Source organism: Roseibium sp. (genome assembly GCF_048261595.1).
Lineage (GTDB): Bacteria > Pseudomonadota > Alphaproteobacteria > Rhizobiales > Stappiaceae > Roseibium.
In genome coordinates this window covers 583033-602911 of record NZ_JBLXFW010000001.1, presented here as the reverse complement: position 1 = coordinate 602911, position 19879 = coordinate 583033, and the positions used below count along the sequence as shown (strand labels likewise).

General features: G+C 62.1%; 11 protein-coding genes. 5 read left to right on the top strand and 6 right to left on the bottom strand.

Annotated features, from left to right (window positions below; genetic code table 11):
• Positions 1-99 precede the first annotated feature (99 nt).
• A complete protein-coding gene (locus ACN0SY_RS02620) occupies positions 100-1557 on the bottom strand; it encodes an NAD-dependent succinate-semialdehyde dehydrogenase (RefSeq protein WP_417684202.1) in 1458 nt (485 codons plus the stop codon).
• 410 nt (positions 1558-1967) lie between these two features.
• On the opposite strand from ACN0SY_RS02620, the gene ACN0SY_RS02615 reads away from it, so the two are divergent.
• Complete coding sequence (locus ACN0SY_RS02615; RefSeq protein WP_417684201.1) at positions 1968-2972, top strand: Ldh family oxidoreductase; 1005 nt, start codon at positions 1968-1970, stop codon at positions 2970-2972.
• A gap of 36 nt (positions 2973-3008) precedes the next feature.
• Here ACN0SY_RS02615 and ACN0SY_RS02610 read toward each other — a convergent pair whose 3' ends face one another.
• The 5 genes from ACN0SY_RS02610 to ACN0SY_RS02590 all read right to left on the bottom strand — a co-directional run bounded on the left by ACN0SY_RS02610 (position 3009) and on the right by ACN0SY_RS02590 (position 13704).
• The gene (locus ACN0SY_RS02610) at positions 3009-7367 is read right to left on the bottom strand and encodes a translocation/assembly module TamB domain-containing protein (RefSeq protein WP_417684200.1); all 4359 of its coding nucleotides are present in this window, start codon (positions 7365-7367) and stop codon (positions 3009-3011) included.
• Between the two features lie 142 nt (positions 7368-7509).
• On the bottom strand, positions 7510-9504 hold the full coding sequence (locus ACN0SY_RS02605) for an autotransporter assembly complex protein TamA (RefSeq protein ID WP_417684199.1): 1995 nt from the start codon (positions 9502-9504) through the stop codon (positions 7510-7512).
• Positions 9505-9775: 271 nt separating this feature from the next.
• The gene (gene folD, locus ACN0SY_RS02600) at positions 9776-10687 is read right to left on the bottom strand and encodes a bifunctional methylenetetrahydrofolate dehydrogenase/methenyltetrahydrofolate cyclohydrolase FolD (protein WP_417684198.1); all 912 of its coding nucleotides are present in this window, start codon (positions 10685-10687) and stop codon (positions 9776-9778) included.
• Between the two features lie 124 nt (positions 10688-10811).
• The gene (locus ACN0SY_RS02595; protein ID WP_417684197.1) at positions 10812-11921 is read right to left on the bottom strand and encodes an AGE family epimerase/isomerase; all 1110 of its coding nucleotides are present in this window, start codon (positions 11919-11921) and stop codon (positions 10812-10814) included.
• A 211-nt stretch (positions 11922-12132) separates the two neighbouring features.
• Positions 12133-13704, bottom strand: coding sequence for a trimethylamine methyltransferase family protein (locus ACN0SY_RS02590; RefSeq protein ID WP_417684196.1), 1572 nt, complete (start codon positions 13702-13704; stop codon positions 12133-12135).
• Positions 13705-14006: 302 nt separating this feature from the next.
• Here ACN0SY_RS02590 and ACN0SY_RS02585 point away from each other — a divergent pair, with 302 nt between their 5' ends.
• The 4 genes from ACN0SY_RS02585 (at position 14007) to ACN0SY_RS02570 (ending at position 19875) form a co-directional block, all read left to right on the top strand.
• Entirely contained in the window at positions 14007-16568 is a 2562-nt protein-coding gene (locus tag ACN0SY_RS02585; protein WP_417684195.1) for a GcvT family protein, read from the top strand.
• Between the two features lie 62 nt (positions 16569-16630).
• Positions 16631-17638, top strand: coding sequence for a betaine--homocysteine S-methyltransferase (gene bmt, locus ACN0SY_RS02580; RefSeq protein ID WP_417684194.1), 1008 nt, complete (start codon positions 16631-16633; stop codon positions 17636-17638).
• Positions 17639-17734: 96 nt separating this feature from the next.
• Positions 17735-18559 (top strand): DUF1194 domain-containing protein, encoded by an 825-nt coding sequence (locus ACN0SY_RS02575; protein WP_417684193.1) that lies wholly within the window; start codon positions 17735-17737, stop codon positions 18557-18559.
• Between the two features lie 83 nt (positions 18560-18642).
• Complete coding sequence (locus ACN0SY_RS02570) at positions 18643-19875, top strand: APC family permease (protein WP_417684192.1); 1233 nt, start codon at positions 18643-18645, stop codon at positions 19873-19875.
• Positions 19876-19879: the final 4 nt, after the last annotated feature.

Genomic DNA, 19879 nt, shown 5'->3' with positions numbered 1-19879 from the left:
AGCCGCTCCCGGCGCCCTTGAAAGACCGTGGAAAAAACGAAAACCCCGGCTGGAAGGCCGGGGTTCTCTTTTCTCGTCAAGCAGGTACGACTGGAGCGTTTAGCGCTGCAGGCCGCCAATGCATGAGTATTTGATGTTCAGGTAGTCATCGAGGCCGTACTTGGAGCCCTCATTGCCCATGCCGCTGTCCTTGACGCCGCCGAAGGGTGCGACTTCCGTCGTGATGACGCCCTCGTTGACACCGACCAGGCCATATTCGAGCGCTTCCATGACGCGGAACGTGCGGCCCAGATCCCGGGTGTAGAAGTAGCAGGCAAGGCCGTATTCGGTGGCGTTTGCCAGATCCACGACTTCTTCCTCCGTTTCGAAGGAGAAAAGGGCTGCCAGCGGGCCGAAGGTTTCCTCGCGCGCAAGCTTCATCTGTGCAGTTGCACCGGTGACGACCGTCGGCTTGAAGAAAGTCCCGGCATTGCCGCAGCGCTCGCCGCCGGTCTGCAGCGTCGCACCCTTGGACAGCGCGTCCTGCAGGTGATCGGAGACCTTGGTGATGGCCCGCTCGTCGATCAGCGGGCCTTGGGTCGAGGACGCATCGAAACCGCTTCCGGGAACGAGCTGGGCCTCGACAGCTGCCTTCAGCTTTGCAGCGAAGGCATCATAGACGCTCGCCTGCACGTAGATCCGGTTGGCGCAGACGCAGGTCTGGCCGGAATTGCGGAACTTGCAGGCGATGGCGCCGGCAACTGCCGCATCGAGGTCTGCATCTTCGAAGACGATGAACGGAGCGTTGCCGCCGAGTTCCATGGAGATCTTCTTCATGTGCGCGGCTGCATTGGAGGCAAGCAGCTTGCCGACCCGGGTCGAACCGGTGAAGGTGATCTTGCGCAGCTTCGGGTTCTCGCACATTTCCGTGCCGATGGCGGGCGCATCGCCGGTCAGGACGTTCACCACGCCAGCCGGAATCCCGGCCTTTTCTGCCAATACGCCATAGGCCAGCGCCGAGAAGGGGGTCAGTTCGGACGGCTTGATGACCATGGTGCAACCGGCGGCAAGGGCGGCGCCCAGCTTGCGCGCTATCATCGAGTTCGGGAAGTTCCATGGCGTGATCGCACCCACGACGCCGACGGGCTCCTTGGTGACAAGGATCTTCTTGCCAGCCCATGGGGACGGGATGACGTCGCCATAGACGCGCCGCGCCTCTTCGGCAAAGAAGCGGATGTAGTTGGCGCCGCCGGTGATTTCTCCCTTGGCCTCGGCGAGGGGTTTGCCCATTTCCGTCGTCAGGATCGCGGCCAGCGTGTCGAGATTGGCCATGATCACGTCGGCGAGCTTCTGCATCAGTCCGGCGCGTTCGGCAGCGGTCTTCGCCTTCCATGCGGGAAGGGCGGCATGGGCCGCGTCGATCGCGCGGGCGGTCTCGGTACGCCCGCAATCCGGCACGGTGCCGATGCTCTCACCGGTTGCCGGGTTGACCACGTCGATGGTGCCTCCGGCGTCCGCTGCGCTCCAGCCGCCGTTGATGAAAACGGACTGTTTGAAGAAGGTGGTGTCGAGACTCATTTGATGATGCTCCCGGCGGAGCCAGCTCCGCCATTCCTGTCGCGAGTTTGGAGGCGACCTGAGGCTGCCGGATCGGCAGAAGGTCGTGCTGGTAATGGTCCGGCAAGGGCGGTCTAGGCGAGATGTCCGAAAGGGCGGACATTCGCAGGCGCACCCACCCGTTCTCCTCAGAGCTAAGGGATCGCGGCTGCCAAGGCAAGCCCGTCAGCCTGCGGCACTCCGCTCAAATGGGGTCTGTTGGCGGTCAAGCAGTTTGGCGCCTGTGGAACGAAACTGCGTGCGGCCAGGCACTGGCCAGCTTCTGCGTCCGGTGCTATGCGGATGTCACGTGTCCGCTCGCCCTCGGGTGTGGACCGTTGTTTCAAGGCGATGCTCAGCCGCGCCTTCCCACCTGCCCAGTCACGGTCCCCATGTCCTCTGAAATCCTGACACTTGCCCAAGCCCATGATCTCGTCGTTGCAGCGCTTGTTGCCTGCGGAACCAGCTCGGAGAATGCCGATTGCGTCGCCCGCGCTCTGGTCGCGGCAGAAGCGTCAGGCCAGCCGGGGCATGGCCTGTCCCGCGTTCCGGGTTATGCGGCCCAGTCGGCAAGTGGCAAGGTGGATGGCAGGGCCGTTCCCTCGCTTCAGGAGGTGACGCCGTCGCTTCTTCGCGTCGATGCGGCGCTCGGGTTTGCCTACCCTGCGATTGAGCGGGCGCTCGACGTCCTGCCCGCGATGGCTTCGCGCCAGGGTATCGCGATGGCGGCAATTGCCCGCTCGCATCATTTCGGTCAGGGCGGCGCCCATTGCGAGGCTCTGGCCGACAAGGGCTATGTTGCCCTGGTCTTCGGAAATGCTCCCAAGTCCATTGCGCCATGGGGCGGCAAGGAGCCTCTCTTCGGCACGAACCCGATTGCCTTTGCAGCGCCCGTCCCGGGAAAGCCGTCCCTCGTCATTGACCTTGCCGTTTCGCGTGTGGCGAAGGGCAAGATCATGGCAGCGGAAAAGACCGGCAGCGCCATCCCGGAGGGCTGGGCGCACGACAAGGACGGTAACCCGACAACCGACGCGTCGGCGGCCATGCAAGGCACCATGCTCCCGATCGGCGAGGCCAAGGGAGCCGCGCTTGCCATGATGATCGAGGTGCTGTCCGCGGCACTGGTTGGCGCAAGCCTCGCATTCGAGGCATCGAGCCTGTTCTCCGGCGAGGGGAGCCCACCGAACCTCGGCCAGGTGATCATTGCGATTGATCCCGGCTTGAGCTCCGGCGGCGCCTACGCCGAGCGCATCGCAACGCTGTTGACCGCTGTCGAGGGCGCAGAGGGCGCGCGTGTTCCCGGAAGCCGGCGGATCGAGATGCGGGAGCGGGCCGAGCGCGACGGGCTGGCAATCCCGTCCGCGATCCTTGCAGAGATCCGGAACCTGTTGGCCTGAGTGGCTCTTGCCCAATGGCGGGCGCCTTTCAGGCGGTCAGTATTCCTTCTCGAAGAAGATGCCTGCCTTTGACGAGCCGTCCGCTCCGACCTCGCCGCGCACCTTGAGGCCCCGGTCAAGGTCGATATCCACCTTGACCCGGCTTCCGGCTTCGCCGGTGCCCTGTTCGACACCAAGGTAGATGTTGTCATTCACGTATTTGCCGACACCGACCGTCGGTCCGTCGTCACCGCTCGTATTGATATCGATCGCGTCGAGACCGAGCGACTTGCGGATCTGGGCAAGCGGGCCGTTGTCGTCCCCGCCGGTGAGGGTGGCAATCGCGGCTGCCAGCTGCGCAACCTGAGCCGGCGAGAGGGATCCCATGTCCTTGCCGAAGAGCAGCAGCGCCAGGACTTCGTCCTGCGGCAACTCGGGCGATGAGGAAAAGGCGATCAGCGGATCATCTGCCTGCCCCTCGACGGTTACATTGATCGAGGTGCTGTTGGCTGACGTTGTGGCAAGGAAGTCGAGAGATGGCGTCAAGGATCCGTAGAAGGTTGCCTGTCCCTTCGAGAACTGCAGCCGCCGCGTGAGAATGTCCATCTGGCCGCGTTTTAGAGTGAACGCACCAACCGCCTGTGGCGCTTCGGTGGTGCCGGCAATCGTCAGGTCGCCATAGAGTTCGGCGTCGAGACCGCGCCCGCGCACGAATATCTGACCTGGAGCGCTGACCTTTATGTCGAGCCGGGGAGGCAGATTGGCGGTTGTTTGTCCGCCGCCGGAGCCATTGCCCGCTCCGAGTTCCTTCAGTTGCTCGCGCACGCGGGCAGGTGTGTTCACATGCGTGACGGCAACGGGCGGAACTGCCCCCGGAAGTGTTTCGGGAATGGAAATGTCGGCCTTGCCGATGACCACATTCCCGGAGATGAGTGCCGCCGAACTCTGGCTCGCCAAGGGTCCGCGGACGGTAACATCCGCGCTGACCAGAGCCGTGACCAGGCCGGGGTCGACATATCTAGCCTGGTCGGCATTGATGGTAATGTCGGCATCCAGCGTTTCATTCAAGGAGATCGCGCCTGCGGCCGAAACATTGCCTCCGCTGGCAAGATTGGCCTTGAGGCCGGAGAGTTGCAGGGATCCGGGCGAAACGTCCACAGATCCTGTCACATCCGTGAGTGTCAGGGATGTGCTGAGTTCGGTTACGGTGACGCCATTCGGGACAGCTGTCAGCGCATATTGGGGTTCAGCCGCGGTTCCGGTGACTGAACCCGATACGGAGACCGTGCCTTTTGCCCTGAGGCCGGCTTCTGTCAGTGGCCTGCGCAGGAATGCAAGCGGCAACGAGCCATTCACCGTCATGTCGAGCGACTGCGGCCTGTTGATGCCGACCTTGCCGTCAGATGTGACTTTCAGTCCATCAGGGCCGGTGATCGTGGTCGACTGGGTGATGAGTTCATTCGCAAGCTTGCCGGTGCTGGCGACATCAAGCGCCGGCAGGCCCTTTTGCGCAAGCAGTCCCGCCGACAGGGAATTCATGGTGACCGACCAGCTTGCAAGGGGCGCGTCCGGACGGCCTTTCACCTCAGCCGAGCCGGAAAGCGTTCCGGAAAGGGCAGCAGAAGGCGCAAAGGCGTTGGCAAGGCCAAGGGGAACGTTGCTGAACTCCGCAGAGATCGCCAGCTCTTCCGAGGCCGTTCCAGAGACGGAAAGGGTACCCGAGCCGAGGTTGAGGACGAGCGACTCGATCCGCGTCAGCTCTCCCTTGCGGGTAACGACAGCGGGAGACTTGAGGTCGGTCTGAAGGCCTGCGTAACGCCCGTCGAGCCGGTTCAGGGTCACGGCAATCTGGTCGCCTGACTGCTCAAGCGAGCCTTCAGCGCGCACACCGTCTGCCGTTTCTCCGGCGGTCAGCCGGATGTCCGAGGCAAAGCGCGTCAGATTGCCCTCGGTTTCCGCTTTCACCGCAGCTGTTTCGATGACGGTCTCGCCTGACGCGATACGGGATGCCAGCACGTCGGCCGTAAGTTTGGGCGTCTCGAACGGGCCTTTGACACCGATATCGGCGATCAGGTCGCCGACCTCGATGCCCTCGGCGGCAAGGGCGTTGCCCTTCAGGTCGATCTGAAGCGCCGGGCCATTGACTGTTGTCGCAAGGACCGATCCTTCCAGGCTCCCGGCAACCGGACGCAGAAGAAGCGGCGATAGGGTCGAAAGGTCGGGAGCATCAACCACGAGCTTGCCGCTCGTCGTCGCCAGCGCGTCCGACAGGTCCGCAATGTCGAAGGAACCGCTCAGAGTGTTGCCTCCGATGACGGCGGAGAGATCCCGGATCGAGGCGCCTCCATCGGCGCTGGACAGATTGGCATTCAGATTGACCGGAGCTCCTCCGAGCGTCGCACTGCCGCGCAGGCTGCCCGTCGGTGCCGTTGGTGATGCCGTGCCGCTTGCGGTGACTGCCAGCTTTTCCAGAGCGGTGCCGAGGAGAATCATCTGAGCCGAGGAAAGATCGGCCGTGATTTCCGGACTGCCGAGAGGGCCCTTGACGTTGGCTGAAAACGACAAGGCTCCGGCAGCATCAGCGTGCAGACGGGTCATGTCGGGAAACGCGCCCGTGACGGCCGCGGCGAGGGCGCCTTCGCCATATTGCGCTGTTCCGTTGGCCTCAACGCCATGTGCCTTCAAGACAGCACTCTCGACATAAATGTCTTCCAGGTCATCTACGCGCACCGTGGTGGTCAGGGTTGCAGCACCGGTCAGAAGCTTGTCGAGATCGGGATTGCCGAAGGATAGGTCGCGGCCGTTGGCCGAAAGTGTGACGATGGCATCGCGATCATCCGGATCGCCCTTGACGTCGAAGGTCATGGCAACAGCCCCGGAAAGGGACTGTCCCGCAAGCAGTGAGAAGGCCTGAAGATTCCCGATTCCGGCGCTGCCGGCGAGCGTGATCCGGTCTTTTGAGATGAAGCCATTGGCCACATCCATGCTGACCACAGGCGAGGTCAGCCGTACCCCTGAGAGAAGAATGCCCTCTCCCTCGCGGGACAAGGTGAGGCCACCCTTGAGGTTCAGATCACCGCCAATTGGCTTGAGCTTGTCATCGACAGGCTCAATGTCATCGACCCTCAAGGCCATTTGGAAGGGAATGGCGAGGGCATCGATATCGAGAACCGCATCATCGGCGACGAGAGACAGGGCGAGGGGGCCGAGGCGCCCTTCGGTCGTAGAAACGCTCTTCCCGTCGAGGGCAATCCGGATTGCGGCCTTGTCGATGTTGCCGGTCAGTTTCGCCCTCAGGTTCAGTGGGCCGAACGCGAGCCGTCGCTCGGGAAGATCAAGCGCGATCAGCCGATCTGCGCCCGCGCTGATTTCGACGGTCGTGTCCAGCGAAAGCGCGCCGGACGAAGGCTCGAAACTGCCGGTTGTGGTGGCATCGAGCGTTTCTGTCTTGAGGGAAAAGTCGCCGGAGTGCGGCAGAAAATTGGCATCAAGTTCAGCGGTGCCGGTCAACTTGGTATTGCCGAGGAAAAAAGCGGAGGCAACGCCGGGCATCAGCGGCGACAGCGCGCCGTCCAGATCGGTCGTCAGCAGGTAACCGCCATTTGCCTCGCGCAGTCCTGCGCGTCCCGAAACCGTACGCCGTCCATCCAGCGCGACGGCAAGGTCCGCGCCCCAGTCCGACAGTGGCCCGTGACCGGTCAATTCCAGGTCGAGAGCGGGCAGATCGGGCACTTCCATAAGGCGGGCCAAGAGGCCGCCGCGGGGCTCGTGGGCAGTCAAGCCGAACGCAAGGGTCTGGGCCGCAGGGGCAAAAAGCAGGTTCGCCGAAATCGTGCCCTCGGACGGTGCTCCATGAGCCCCCTCCAGCTGCACGAGATCAATTCTCGCAGCGAGGCGCTTCGGACCGTCGGCAAGCGATGCGGACCCGTCCACCTGGAAGTCGAGATCCTCGCCGACGATGGCAGAGCCGATGCGCAGGGAGCCGATTTCCAGGTCACGCAGCTCTACCGGCACCAGGTTCAAACTGTCCCCGTTGCCATCATGGGGCGCTGCATCCTGCACCGATGCCGAGGGCGCAGGTTTGCGGATCAGGCTGAGTTCTCCAGCATGCAGCCGGTCGACATCGACATGGCCCTTCAAAAGCGACAGGGGCGACCACTCGACCTTGATGTCCCGCCCGTTCAGCCACGGCCCTTGCCGGTCCGACAAGGTGACGGAGCCAAGGCTCACGTCGCCGTTCCAGCCGACGCGGAGCGATTCCGTTTCGATTGTCAGGTCTTCGGAACTGGCAAGAGAGCCCAGGGTGCGTCCGGCAAATTCGCGGCCGAATTCCGTTTGCAGAAACAGAACTGCAAGGAAGGGCAGGGCAGCCAGAAAAAGGATCAGGCCGATCAGGCCCTTGAGCAATCGTTTCAAACCATCAATCCGAAGTTAAGCGGGCGAATCCCCTTACGCACTATATGGCCCTGGATATCAGCCGATAAATGGGGCGCAATTGGGTTTCGGTGCATTTTTGCCGCTGGGAGAGCAGAAAGGACGTGGTGCGCGCCGACGCCGGTTAGAAGGCCTGGCTCAGGCCGACATAGAGCGCAAAATCCGGGTCATCCTTGCCCGGATCCAGCGGAATAGCCGCATCAACACGCAAGGGGCCGATGGGGGTGTAGTAGCGCACGCCCGCACCTACGCCGAGCTTGATCGGCTCGGAAAAGTCGGGAATGGACTCTTCGAAGGCATTACCGCCATCGATGAAGGCGACGAAACCGATCGTGTCCGTCGCCTTGATGCGCACCTCGCCGGAAAATTCGACCTGGCTGCGGCCGCCGACAACCTCACCGTTCACGCGCGGTCCGACATTGCGGTAGGCGTAGCCGCGGATGGAACCTCCACCGCCGGCAATCAATCTGCGGCTGGCGGGAACGTCATCGACGGAAGGCGCAAGTATGCTGCCGGCAGAGATGCGCCCGGCCAGGATGAAGCGCTTTGCCTCGTCCAGCGCGACGTAGCTCGATGCGGTCGCTTTCGCGAAGACCATGCCGGTGTTGTTGAGCGTATCGTATGCCGGTTCCAGGGCCGCTGCTGCATAGATGCCGCTTGAGGGATCGAGCTTGCTGTCGCGGCTGTCGTAGGTCAGGTCGACGGGCAGGCCCACCAGCAGGTAGTCCGAATTGCCGAACGCGTCTTCTTCATTGGCGTAAAAGACTTCAGCGCCTGCCCGGCCGGTCAGCTGATCGGAGAACTGGCGAGACAGGTAGGCATCGAGCGTCACTGTCCGGCTGGTATAGGCATCCGGGGCTTCCTGCTTCGCGCCGAGGCTGGTGGTGAACTTGGTCAGGGGACCGAAGACACCGGGTTTTTCAAAGGCAATGCGGGCTGCATATTCCATGTCCGTCAGCTCGGCATTGCCGATCCGGCCCACTGATCCCTCGACCGACAACAACTCGCCGCGGCCGAACAGGTTGCGCCGGCGCCAATAGGCCTCCACGCCGAACCCTTCTGTGCTCGACCAGGACGCACCGGCGCCAAGAACGTGGCGCTTGCGCTCGCTTACCTCGATGGTGATCGGCAATGCGCCATCGGCGGCGACATCTCCCTCGACGAGACGTACGGAGGAGAAGATGCCGAGTTCGTTGAGGCGCTTGCGGGCCTTTTCGAGTTCCTCGGGTGAATAGGTATCGCCTTCCGGCAACATGGCTTGCCGGGCCACGAATTCCGGGTCTGTTATTTCTGTTCCCGAAACGGTGACGGCGCCAAAGCTCGCCTTCGGGCCGGCTGAAACGGCAAGGCGGACATCCAGCGTTTTCGTCGCATGGTCCGCTACAATCACACGCTCGCCGATCCGCGCCTTTGGATAGCCGCGCTGGCGCAGCATCTGCACGATGCGGCTTTCGGCGGTCAGGATCTTGCCGGAGCCGGCCGTTTCACCGGACGACAGACCCCAGAAGGACGGACTCTCCGCCAGGCTTTCGCCGCCATCGGCAAGGTCCAGCTCTATGCGTCCGAAGGTGAAACGCGATCCGGGTGTTACCTGGATGACGGTCGCAACCGGGCGAGGTCCGGGGATCTGGCCGGTTTCAAGCGCCGTTTGCAGGCCCGTGCCATTCAGAGAAATGTCGACCGTGCCGCCGTAATAGCCGTTGGCATACAGCCGGGCCACGAGGCGCTCCACGTCTCCAAGGGCACGGGATATCAAGCCCGACTGGCCGGAGGGAGACTGGTCTTCGCGGGAGATCAGAAGTGAGCTGGCCTCAAGGCTTGCCTCAAGATCGCTGTCATCCCCGGCAACATTCAGCACCGGGTTATAGGCGAGCGGATCCGGCACGGCCTCGCCTTGCTGCTGCTCAGGTTCGAAAAACGTGAAGCCGAAGAGTTCGAAAGCCGCAGCAGGGGCAGCAGTGGCCAGGGGCAGGGCAAGAGAGAAAGCGGTAGCCAGCGCGATCAAGGATGCACCTGAAATCAGCGCGTGCTTGATCGCACCTCGCGGTCTGATGCCGGAAGCGTGCCAGATTGCGCGTTCGCGAAGGGTCTCTTCGCTGCTTTCAGACGGTCTACTCACCACTTGTTACCGCCGCACGAGTGCGTTGCCGAACCTTGAATACTCCGCCCGGTTGTTCTGCCCTTCAGGCGGACCCGATCGCTGCCGCCGCTAAGGGCAAGGCCGCGCCGAGGCTACCGAACGTGTCGCAGGTATGAATCCACCCGGGCGAAGTCTAGGCCTCTCTTGGTTAAGAGAAGCTGACCCTTCGTAGACCACGTAGATACACGAAACACAATCCCCCTGGCCGAGCGGCTACCGCGTGACCATGCCCGTAATGGGACCGAGGCGTTCAGAATAGCGGTGCTTCGTCCTTGAGGCCAAGCTGGCGACGGGCAGCGGTCAGGGTATTGGCCATGAGCATCGCAATGGTCATGGGACCGACACCGCCGGGCACAGGGGTGATCGCACCCGCATGGCCAACGGCTTCGTCAAATGCGACATCGCCGACAAGACGGGACTTGCCTTCACCGCGTTCTGGCGCAGGGATACGGTTGATGCCGACGTCGATCACGGTTGCACCCGGCTTGATCCAGTCACCCTTTACCATTTCGGGACGGCCAACGGCAGCAACCACGATATCGGCTGCCCGGACAACAGAAGGAAGATCGCGCGTGCGGCTATGGGCGATCGTGACCGTACAGCTTTCCTGCAGCAGCAGGCTCGCCATCGGCTTGCCGACGATATTGGACCGGCCGATAACCACGGCATTCTGTCCGGAAAGCTTGTCGCCAAGGGTGCGCTTCAAAAGAACCATGCTACCGGCAGGCGTACACGGAACCAGGGCACTTTTCATTTCACCGGCGTTGAGCAGCCCGACATTGACGGGATGAAAGCCGTCGACGTCCTTTTCCGGCTTGATCAGGCGCAGCACCTTGCTCTCGTCGATATGGCCGGGCAGGGGCAGCTGCACAAGGATGCCGTGGATGGCGGCATCATTGTTCAACGTCTCGACCAGGTTGAGCAAATCCGCTTCGGAAGTGCTTTCGGGCAGAGTGTGCTTCACCGAGTGAAAACCGCAGGCTTCCGCCGTGGCGTCCTTGTTGCGCACATAGACCTGGCTGGCGGGGTCTTCTCCGACCAGAATGACTGCAAGCCCGGGGCGAGCGCCGCTCTCGGCAAGCAGAGCAGCCGCCCGGCTGGCAATTTCGTCGCGGACGGAAGCGGCAATCGCCTTGCCATCGATGATGCGGGCTTGGGACATAGGTTATCCTCGTGAGGTGTCGCTGCGCCCTCTATAAAAAGCGGTGAGCCATCCGAAAAGCCCGCGACCTACATTTTTCCGTCCCAAGGGGCCAGTTGATGCCTTTTTTGGTGGGCGGTGGGCCTTACCGGTGATCGAGCCTTGATACGGCGGCATCGAACTCGGCGATGGCGCAGATGATGTGGTAAAGGGAGCTTGCCGGGACCGGGTCAACCGCGAAGCTGCCGTCCGGCAGGAGCCTGTCGCGCCATAGCCCGGCGGGGGCAGCGTCGAGATAGATAAGCAGCGCGTCGCCAGCTCGATTCAAATCCCGCAAATAGGCTGTCTGCTCCTCTCCCTCGCTGATCTGTGCGAGAATGAGTGCTGCTTTGAGCCATTCCGTCTGGCCCCAGAGACGGGCGACCGGGTCGCGCCTTGAGAAATCGTCATTGAGGGCCATGATCGCGGCGGTGCGATCGTCATTAAGCCCGTATCTTTCGCCGATCTCGTAGAGGCGGCGTGCCATGGCAAGCGCTCGCTCGCTATCGCGTGTGCGTCCCCACCTGACAAGCAGCCAGGCCCATTCGAACTGATGACCCGGTTCCATCACCCGCCCCGGATCCCCGGGCATCGGCGACCAGTCCAGATCGAAAAACTCCCGGATGCCTCCGGTCACCGGATCGATGAAACGGTCCATCGCAAGCTCTGCGATTTCGTCGGCAAGTGCCTGCCAAGGGCCTTCCTGGTCAACGCTCTCCCAGGCAAGGCAGGCCTCGAACAGGTGCATGTGCGGGTTCGAGCAGAGTGGCAGGCGGTCGGGATTGTCGGTCCGAAACCCGCGTTCGTCATGACCATAGTTTTCGCGCAGGACTGCAAGCAGCTGACGTGCTTCACCGGTCATCTCGCCGTGGCGCTCCGGGAGGGCCGAGGCCACCTGGCTGAAGGCAAAAAGCGCGAAGGCCTGATTATACAGGTCAAAGGAAGAGTCGAGGATCGTTCCGTCTGCAGAAGCGAGCGCGGCAAAGGTGCCGTCCTCTTTGCGGTAGTGACGGAGGAACCATGCAAGGCCGTCGGTTGCGACCCCTCTCCACGGGCCATCCCAGCCCAGCGCTCCGGCTGCAAGAAAGCTGTACACCTGCCGAGGGCAAAGCCGGCCGCGCTTGGCGTGATCCAAACCTTCACCGGTCTTTGGATCAAGGGCTTCCTGAAAGCCTCCATGAATACGATCGATACCCTTTTCAAACCACACCGGCATGGCATCGTTCAAAAGCCATGACTTGAGTTTTTGGCAAAGAGGGGACGCCCCGGAAATCCGTTCCGAGGGCAATTGCGTGGCGGCCAAGGCCAAACTCCAAAATGCGAAAGTCGAATCGAGAATATTGGTGCCGTTCCACATTAATACGCTCGTGGAGACGGATCAAAGATCGAACTTTGCAAACACGCAGTTTCGCGGTTTCGGAGCCGGATCAGACGTTGCTGTCGGGGAAGGAGGCCTTGCGTTCGGCAATGTAGCCTTCAAGCGCTGCGTCGACCGACGGATCGAGTGCCGGAGCAACATAGTCCTGAAGTTGCTTCTTCCAGATCGCATTCGCGCGGCGGGCCGCATCGAGTTGACCGTCTGCCAGCCATTGCTCGAAGGAATTGTTGTCGGCGACCTTGGAGCGGAAAAAGGCGCTTTCGAAATTTCGCTGGGTGTGCGCCGCCCCCAGGAAGTGCCCGCCGGGCCCGACCTCTTCCAGGGCGTCCATCGCCATGGCCTCATCGGAAAGGTCTATGCCCCTGGCCAGCACATGCATCATCCCGAGCTGATCGGCGTCCAGAATGAACTTTTCATACGAGGAGCAAAGCCCGCCCTCGAGCCAGCCGGCCGCATGAAGGCAGAAGTTCACGCCTGCCTGAAGGGTTGCGGTGATGGTGTGGGCCGATTCCTGTGCCGATTGTGAGTCGGGTAGCTTGGAAGAGGTGAAGGAGCCCCCGGACCGGTAGGGTAGGCCGAGCCTTCGGGCAAGCTTGGCCGCGCCGTTCAGAAGCAAGGTGCCTTCCGGGCTGCCGAAGGTCGGAGCGCCCGACTGCATGGAAATGGAGCTGACAAAGGCGCCGAAGACGACTGGAGCGCCGGGCCGCAGCAGCTGCGTCAGGGCACATCCCGCAAGGGCTTCTGCCAGGACCTGGGACAGTGTGCCCGCGACCGTCACCGGACTCATGGCGCCTGCCAGGATGAAGGGAGAAACGATGCAGGCCTGGTTCGCTCTGGCATAGACCTTCAGGGCCCCGAGCATCGTTCCGTCGTAAACCAGCGGCGAGTTCGCGTTGATCAGCTGGATCATGACACAGTTCTGGTCGACGAAGTCTCGGCCGAACAGGATGCGTGCCATCTCGACGGAATCTTCTGCGCGTTCCGGCGCCGTCACCGAGCCCATGAACGGCTTGTCGGAATACTTCATGTGCGCATGGACCATGTCGAAGTGCCGCTTGTTTACGGGCAGGTCGACCGGTTCGCACACCGTCCCTCCGGAATGGTGCAGCCAGGGCGAGACATAGGCCAGCTTCACGAAATTCCGAAAGTCCTCGATCGTTCCATAGCGGCGACCACGGTCCAGATCGGTGACGAAGGGAGGGCCGTAGACAGGCGCGAAGATCGTATTGTTGCCGCCGATCTCGACGTTGCGCGCCGGATTGCGGGCGTGCTGGGTAAAGGTTTTGGGGGCCGTCTTCACCAGCTCTTGCAACATTCCTTTTGGAAAACGGACCCTCTCGCCGTCAACCTGTGCCCCGGCACTTCGCCAGATGGAGAGCACTTCCGGATCATCGCGGAACTCAAGACCTATTTCGGCCAGGATGCGGTCGGCCTGTGCCTCGATTTTCTCACAGCCCTCGTCGTCGAGATACTCCAGGACCGGTATCTGCCGCGTCAGATACGGGGCGGCGAGCTCCGAGCCTCCGGCTTGCCGTTTTTCGCGCCGCGCGGAGCGGCCACGGCGGCCTCCGGTACGTTCCGGGGTCTCTGAGGACAATTGGATTTCGCCAAGGTCAGTCATGTCACAAGGTTCCGGATGCTCAAGCAGGCAATGATCAGACCGCGATAGTGGCGCGGAAGCCACGTTGCACATCGTCTCGAAACGTCGCGCGCTGACCTAAAAACGGCATGTGGCTTGAGAGCTGCGCAGAGCCTTTGAATGTCCTTATGGCGGCTCCAGAACAACGGATGTCGGTCCACCGCACTCTGCTGCCTTTGGGGCTGCCTAACTTGTTGACGGAACACTGTCCTTCCGGCGGGGGGCAGGAAGACGGCAGCCTTGTGCAAGGGTCTGTGTCGGGGTGTTGAGGAGAAGGGGAGAAGATGTCTGCGTTTCCTGACAAGGCAAGGATCGTCATCGTCGGTCTGGGTGGAATCGTCGGAGCCTCGGTCGCCCACCATCTCCTTGAGCGCGGTTGGGACGACGTGGTCGGGATCGACAAGTCAGGCATCCCGACGGACATCGGCTCGACGGCCCATGCGTCGGACTTCTGCTACACGACCAGCCACGATTTCCTCTCGGTCTGGACCACGCAATATTCCATCGATTTCTTCGAGAAGATGGGCCATTACGCCCGCATCGGAGGGCTTGAGGTTGCCCGTGCCGGTGACGAAACCTGGATGGAGGAGATCCGGCGCAAGGTGTCTTCTGCAAAAGCGTTCGGCACCAATGCTCGTCTTGCGACACCGTCCGAGATCAAGCAGCTGTTTCCCCTCATCGAAGAAGATCAGGTGATGGGCGGGATGTTCGATCCCGATGCGGGTCTGGTCATTCCGCGTTCGCAGACCGTGGCGGGCAAGCTGGTCGACGAAGCCGAAAAAACCGGCAGATTGAAAGCCTTCGCAAATACGCCGGCGCAATCGCTTGTCGTGGAGAACGGACGCATCGCAGGCGTCGTCACACATCGCGGCACCATCCGGGCGGATCACGTCATCGTCTGTGCGGGTCTGTGGGGGCGGCAGATTGCCGAAATGGTCGGCGAGGATCTGCCCGTCATGCCAGTCGATCACCCGCTGACGTTTTTCGGTCCGTACAACGCGTTCGAGGGCACCGGCAAGGAAATCGGCTACCCGCTCCTGCGCGATCAGGGCAACTCGGCCTACATGCGCGATACAGGAGATCCGAAGACCACCGAGGGCGGCCAGATAGAGTGGGGCTACTACGAGACCGACAACCCGCGCATGTGCCATCCGCGCGATCTCCAGTCCAAGGAGGAGGCCCGCCTGTCGCCCTCCCAGCGCGATCTTGAGATGGAGCAGGTGATCGAGCCGCTGGAACGGGCCATGGAGCTGACACCGATCCTCGGCGAACTCGGCTACAATGAGGGCCATTCCTTCAACGGGCTGCTGCAGGTATCTGCGGCCGGCGGGCCGTCCTGCGGGGAAAGCCAGAAGCTGCGCGGCCTATGGTATTGCGTCGCGATCTGGGTCAAGGACGGTCCGGGCTACGGCAAGCTGATCGCCGACTGGATCACGGATGGGCGGACTGAAATCGACCACAACTCCATCGACTATTCGCGCTTCTATCCTCATCAGCTGGAAGAAAAGTTCATCGAGGGACGCTGCTACGAGGCGGCCCAGAAAATCTATTATCCGGCCGTTCACCCGCGTGAGCCCTATGGGTCCGGCCGGAACGCCAAGCGCTCACCCTTCTATGAGCGCGAGGTCGAACTCGGCGGCTACTTCATGGAGCTTGGCGGTTGGGAGCGCGCCCATGGCTATGCCGCAAATGAGCACCTGCTTGAGAAATACGCCGACCGGGTACCGGTCCGCGAGAACGAGTGGGACAACCGCCATTTCTGGCGCGTCTCCAACGCCGAACACCTGGCCCTGTCCGAGGACTGCGGCCTGATCAACCTGTCCCACTTCTACATGTTCGACGTCGAAGGCCCTGATCAAGTCGCACTGATGGAATGGCTCTGTGCCGCGAAGATTGGCGGCGAGACCATGATCGGCAAGGGCATCTACACGCACTTCCTCGACGACGAGGGCATGGTCCGCTCCGATCTGACCGTCATCCGAATGGCCGACCGCTGCCGCGTCATCGACGGCGCCGATGCCGGTCCGCGAGATCTGCACTATGTGCGGCGCGTTGCTCAGGACAAGGGCTTCGACGTGACCGTCACCGACGTCAGCGAAGAGTTCACCACAATTGGCATCTGGGGCCCGAACGCCAGAGAAAACCTGAAGAAGGCAGTTGCCGATCCGGAATCTCTCGACCCTGAAAACTTTCCCTTTGCCGCGATCCGCGAGATCGAGATCGCAGGCAGGAAGGTCACGGCCCTGAGGCTCTCCTATGTCGGGGAGCAGGGCTGGGAACTGCACATGAAGTACGAGGACGGGCTGGCCGTCTGGGATGCGCTGAGGGCGCTGGGCGTCATGGCTGTCGGCGTGGAGACCTATGCCAACTCGCGCCGCATGGAAAAGAGCCTGCGTCTGCAGAATGCCGATCTGCTCACCCAGTACAATCTCTATGAAGCCGATCTGGCGCGCCCGAAGGTCAAGGAAGCCGATTTCCGAGGCAAGATGAAACACCTCGAATACCGTGCGCGCGACCACCAGCCCGCCATGCTCTGCACGCTGGTCATGCTTGAGAATGAGGATGCGTCCGGCGTGAAGCGTTTCCCGGTTGGGACCATGCCGGTCATGGATCCTGCCACCGGAGAGACCCTGGTCGATGCGCTGGGCAGGCGTTCCTACACCACCTCGGTCGCCTACGGTCCCTCGATTGGAAAAAACATCGCGCTCGCCTATCTCCCGCACGACTATGCCAAAGTCGGGAGACAGCTGCAGGTGGAATACTTCTCGCAAGCTTATCGGGTTGAAGTGGTCGCGGTCGGTTACAGGCCGCTCTATGATCCCGACAGTCTGAAGCCACGGAGCTGATTGACCCGCCATGCTCTGCTGTCCTGAGCCGCGATGAGTAGTGACAAGAAAGACCGACTGGAATGACCAAGTTCGACAAGCTTCTCGCGGAAAAAGGTGTTCTTCTCGCGGACGGAGCGACCGGGACAACGCTCTTCGGCATGGGGTTGCAGTCGGGCGATGCGCCGGAACTGTGGAACGTCGACGAGCCCGACAAGATCCTTGCCATGCACAAGGGCTTTCTGGATGCAGGCGCGGACATCATCCTGACCAACACCTTCGGTGGCAACCGGCATCGTTTGAAGCTCAGCAATGACGAGCACAGGGTGCGCGAACTCAACATGGCCGGCGTGGCGCTCGCACGAAAAGCTGTCGAACAAAGCGGCCGCGAGGTGCTTGTTGCCGGCTCAATCGGACCGACAGGTGAGTTGTTCGAGCCTCTGGGCAAGCTGACCTACCAGGAGGCCGTCGAGGCCTTTGAAGAGCAGATCGACGCCATGGTCGAGGCCGGTGTCGATATCCTCTGGGTCGAGACCATGTCGGCGGTTGAAGAGATGAAAGCCGCGAGCGAAGCCGCACGCGGCAGGGGCGTGCCGTTGGTCATCACCGCCAGCTTCGATACCGCAGGCCGGACGATGATGGGACTGCCGCCGAAAGGACTTGCCGATCTCCAGGGGGAATTTGCCTGCACGCCGGTCGCCATCGGGTCCAATTGCGGCGTCGGAGCTTCGGACCTTCTCGTGGCGATCCTCGAAATCACCCAGGCCGATCCCAATGCGATTGTTGTCGCCAAGGGCAATTGCGGCATTCCGCAGGTGAAGGGCAAGGACCTCATCTATTCGGGAACGCCGGAGCTTATGGCGGACTACACGCGCCTTGCGGTGGATGCGGGGGCCCGCATCATCGGCGGCTGCTGCGGGACTTCGGCGCAGCACCTTGCCGCCATGCGCAGTGCCCTGGATTTCCATGAGAAACAGACGCGGCCAACGACCGAAAACGTGATCGAGCGGATCGGTCCTCTCGTTTCACCGCCAAGCAATGCTTCCGCCGACGGGCGGGGTGGCCGGCGGCGGCGTGAACGCTCGGCCTGAGGTGGTGCCCGGAAGGCCGTGCAGCCGTAACGACAGCTTGATCGGAACGGGATTGGCGCCTCTTGGCGTGCAGGATTTTTGCGATATCCTGTGGCCATGAAGATGCATGGTCTTTGCCGCTTCCTGACCATCCAAATCTGCCTGGCTCTTGCGTGGCTCGTTCCAGCCAAGGCCCAGGAGAAGGTAGACGTTGCGCTGGTTCTGGCGGTCGACGTCTCCAGATCCATGTCCTACGAAGAGCTGCGCATCCAGCGGCAAGGCTATGCCGCGGCAATCGCCAGCCCGGAGGTCTTGCGTGCGATCGGGCAGGGCGTTTACGGCCGGATCGGCGTGACCTTCTTTGAATGGGCGGGAAATTCCCACTTTGCCCAGATCATCGACTGGACCATCATCGAAACCGCCGCGGATGCGAAGGCGGTTGCCGCGAAACTGCTCGAAGGCAGTAGTGTCGGCGCGCGGCGCACGTCGATCTCCGGTGCGATCGAGGCGGGAGCCTACCTGATTGACGAAGTGCCGTTTCAGGCAGAACGGCATGTGATCGACATCTCCGGCGACGGACCGAACAACCAGGGCTTGCCGGTCACCGAAGCACGGGACATGGCGGTCGCAAAAGGCATTATCATCAACGGTTTGCCCTTGATGACGAGAGGCGGCTTCGGCTCCCAGTACAACATTGATGACCTTGACGAATATTACCGGCGTTGCGTCATCGGCGGACCGGGAAGCTTCGTCCTGCCCGTCAATGACTGGCCGCAGTTTCCCGAAGCCGTGCGGCGCAAGCTCGTGCTGGAAATCGGCAACTACGCCGCCGAGCCGAAGCTCTGGCGTGCGCAGATCACATTCTCCAAGCCCTATGACTGCCTGATCGGCGAGAAGATCCGCCAGCAGCGGCAGTGGCAGTTTGACGACTTCGACCGCTAAACCCCGTTGCTTTCGGGCGCAGAGCCCGGTGCCGATCGATTTTGTCATCGACAGGCAGGCCATCGGTCGGCTTCAATGCTGCCATGACAGACACTGGATCAGACCGGGCAACCCTTCGCCGTTCGCTCACCTTGCCCTGGCTTGTGTTCTACGGTGTAGGGGTCACGGTCGGCGCGGGGATCTTCGCTCTCATTGGCGAGATACTCATCCTGGCCGGGGACAAGGCGCCGCTATCGTTCCTGCTTGCCGGCTTGATTGCCGGCATCACCGGCGTCTCCTATGCCCTTTTGATCAGGCGTTTTCCGCGTGCCGGCGGCGAGGCAGTCTTCGTCAATCGCGGGCTCGGCCGGCTGTTCGGCCATATTGTCGGATATGGCGTCGTGGCAACCGGCACGATTTCCAGTGCCGTCATCGCCCTGGCCTTTTCCGGCTATATGCAGGCGCTCGTTCCGTTGCCCCAGGAGTTGCTGCTGGTCGGGGTTGTCTGCGGACTTTCGCTGATTGCCTGGTTCGGCGTGCGTGAGAGCATCGTCTTCGCGGCCCTGATCACGATCATGGAAGTCGGCACCCTGCTGGTTGTCGTCCTGTTTGGGACCCCGCTTCTCGCCGACTTGCCAAGGGTGGGGGCGTCCTTCGTCCCTTCATTGGACGGGGTCGTTCTTGCCGGCATCCTGTCGGGATCGGTGATTGCCTTCTTCGCCTTCATCGGCTTTGAGGACATTGAGAACATGGCCGAAGAAACCGTGGAACCGGAACGGACCGTTCCGCGGGCGATCTACTGGACCCTGGCCATTACGGTTCTGATCTATGTGCTGATATCGGTGCTGGCCGTGCTGGCCCCGGACCGGGCCGCGATTACCGGCTCTCCCGCGCCCATGGCGGTCCTGTTCGAACAGCTGAGCGGGCTGTCGGGCAAACCGGTTGCCGCTGCTGCAGCCATCGCCATGATCAACGGAATTCTGGTCCAGATCGTCATGGTCAGCCGGGTTCTCTATGGCATGGCCGGCGAGGGTTTGGCCCCGATCTGGTTCGCCAAGGTCGGAGAACGTCGCCGGACACCCGGACGAGCGACACTGACGACAACAGTGGTCATTCTAGCGCTCGCTCTCGTATTTCCGCTGGTCCGTCTGGCAGAGCTGACAAGCCTGGTGACGCTCTCGGTCTTCGCGCTCGTCAATCTGTCCCTCTATTGCCTCGGCGGCCGGCCAGAGCACCAACAGCTCCAGCGCTACCGTTGGGTCGGACTGTTCGGTGCCGGGATCTGCGTGGCAATCGCCGGGTTCCAGATCCTCAGCGGAACCTTCGGCGGCCATTAAGACC

Excerpts from the sequence above, each read along its gene's own strand:
- folD (WP_417684198.1), bottom strand. The coding sequence starts at position 10,687 with ATGTCCCAAGCCCGCATCATCGATGGCAAGGCGATTGCCGCTTCCGTC.
- ACN0SY_RS02585 (WP_417684195.1), top strand. The coding sequence starts at position 14,007 with ATGTCTGCGTTTCCTGACAAGGCAAGGATCGTCATCGTCGGTCTGGGT.
- bmt (WP_417684194.1), top strand. The coding sequence starts at position 16,631 with ATGACCAAGTTCGACAAGCTTCTCGCGGAAAAAGGTGTTCTTCTCGCG.
- ACN0SY_RS02575 (WP_417684193.1), top strand. The coding sequence starts at position 17,735 with ATGAAGATGCATGGTCTTTGCCGCTTCCTGACCATCCAAATCTGCCTG.
- ACN0SY_RS02620 (WP_417684202.1), bottom strand. The coding sequence starts at position 1,557 with ATGAGTCTCGACACCACCTTCTTCAAACAGTCCGTTTTCATCAACGGC.
- ACN0SY_RS02615 (WP_417684201.1), top strand. The coding sequence starts at position 1,968 with ATGTCCTCTGAAATCCTGACACTTGCCCAAGCCCATGATCTCGTCGTT.
- ACN0SY_RS02570 (WP_417684192.1), top strand. The coding sequence starts at position 18,643 with ATGACAGACACTGGATCAGACCGGGCAACCCTTCGCCGTTCGCTCACC.
- ACN0SY_RS02590 (WP_417684196.1), bottom strand. The coding sequence starts at position 13,704 with ATGACTGACCTTGGCGAAATCCAATTGTCCTCAGAGACCCCGGAACGT.
- ACN0SY_RS02595 (WP_417684197.1), bottom strand. The coding sequence starts at position 11,921 with ATGCCGGTGTGGTTTGAAAAGGGTATCGATCGTATTCATGGAGGCTTT.